We start from the raw sequence: 1,274 nt of genomic DNA, 5'->3' as shown, positions 1-1,274 counted from the left end.
TTCCAGTTTAGGGTAGGTTATTTGGCGTTGCTGAATTAAGGAATGAATGCACGATCATCTGGTTTTCTTAAAGCCCCCGTTGGTTCTCCAATTTTGGGGGACCAACGGGGGCAAATCCGTAAGTCCTGTAGCATTTGTCATACTTATCAAGTACATTCAATTTTCTTATCCAATCTTGATGGACTCTGTCATGGAGGGGAACCCATCATGAAGGCGCTGGCTCCCAAATGGCTGGGCTGCTCCCTACTCTCTACTCCCTAAGAACCAGAGCCTAAGTACCTAACCAAATTGAGAACTACTTTATAATCCTTCACCTAATTGTTTACTTTCGTAAAATGTAGCTTAATATAATTAAGGCTCTATAATACTTGTAAAAGTTAGTCAAGAACAAAAATTAAGCTAACGTTGCAGTCTGTAACGTAATTAATGGGATTAAAATGAGTATCACCGATTCTCATTTACCGATTACCCCTTACTAAACTCAGTTACAGCAAAGACTCCAGGTCAATACAGCAACCAGAGCTTTTTTTGTTCTCCTACTTTGTAAGCACCCCGCTCGCCCATAGACGAGGCAATAACACCAATAGTTAATCCCACATCTCCGCCAGCGGGTATAGCACTACGCATTCTTCGTGTTTGACATTGATAGAAGCTCAAAAGCTGTTGTACTCAACTTTTGCCTCTTGCCTCTTGCCAATGCCATTGAGCGTAGCGCTATAAGAGCTAGGGCTAATATTGCCCGAATAGCTAAAAAACTCGGTTAAAAACTTCTAGGTATACGATTATGAGCGATAGCACTGCAATCAATGAAAACACTACCGCAGTTCAGCTAGCAGAAGCTCCAGCACAGGAAACCTCTGCCTTAGATACAATTCCCCCTCTACCTGGAAACCGTCCCATTGCTCCTAGTGAGCTTCATATTAGTGAAACACAAAGCATAATGGGACATCGACCAATTGATGCCAGTAATCTCCAGGTATTAGAAACGATGTCTGTAATGGGAGAGCGCCCCATCACCTCTAGCAACATTGAGGTACTCGGTATCATGAAGGTGTCTGGAGAGCGGCCAATTGCTGCTAGTAATCTTCATCTTGATGAAATAGAGTACATCATGGGCAAACGTCCCATCGCCCCAAATGATGTTGATGCTGATCCACAGCTGATGGGTTATTTAGATTAAATTCAATCACCCTTCGATAAGCGCGTTCGCGTAGCGTAGCCCTTCGGGCTAATCGCTCTGAGCAATTGTTTGTTCCAAAATTCCCCTGTTTTGA

The 1,274-nt window shown here is 43.2% G+C and carries 3 protein-coding genes; 2 read left to right on the top strand and 1 reads right to left on the bottom strand.

From position 1 onward, the window contains the following. The first annotated feature begins 42 nt into the window (after positions 1–42). Positions 43–261: a hypothetical protein gene (locus F6K53_RS43280; protein WP_075895695.1), complete on the top strand. Its 219-nt coding sequence runs from the start codon at positions 43–45 to the stop codon at positions 259–261. A 243-nt stretch (positions 262–504) separates the two neighbouring features. On the opposite strand, the gene F6K53_RS43275 is transcribed toward F6K53_RS43280, so the two are convergent. Next, positions 505–627 (bottom strand): hypothetical protein, encoded by a 123-nt coding sequence (locus tag F6K53_RS43275; protein WP_293086876.1) that lies wholly within the window; start codon positions 625–627, stop codon positions 505–507. Between the two features lie 157 nt (positions 628–784). On the opposite strand from F6K53_RS43275, the gene F6K53_RS43270 reads away from it, so the two are divergent. Next, entirely contained in the window at positions 785–1,180 is a 396-nt protein-coding gene (locus tag F6K53_RS43270; protein ID WP_293086873.1) for a hypothetical protein, read from the top strand. Positions 1,181–1,274: the final 94 nt, after the last annotated feature.

The organism is Moorena sp. SIO4A1 (assembly GCF_010672065.1).
In the GTDB taxonomy this organism is placed as follows: Bacteria; Cyanobacteriota; Cyanobacteriia; order Cyanobacteriales; family Coleofasciculaceae; genus Moorena.
This window is presented reverse-complemented; position numbering and strand designations above follow the sequence as displayed.

Coding starts and splice junctions, on each gene's coding strand:
- F6K53_RS43280 (WP_075895695.1), top strand. CDS start 43: ATGAATGCACGATCATCTGGTTTTCTTAAAGCCCCCGTTGGTTCTCCA.
- F6K53_RS43275 (WP_293086876.1), bottom strand. CDS start 627: ATGCGTAGTGCTATACCCGCTGGCGGAGATGTGGGATTAACTATTGGT.
- F6K53_RS43270 (WP_293086873.1), top strand. CDS start 785: ATGAGCGATAGCACTGCAATCAATGAAAACACTACCGCAGTTCAGCTA.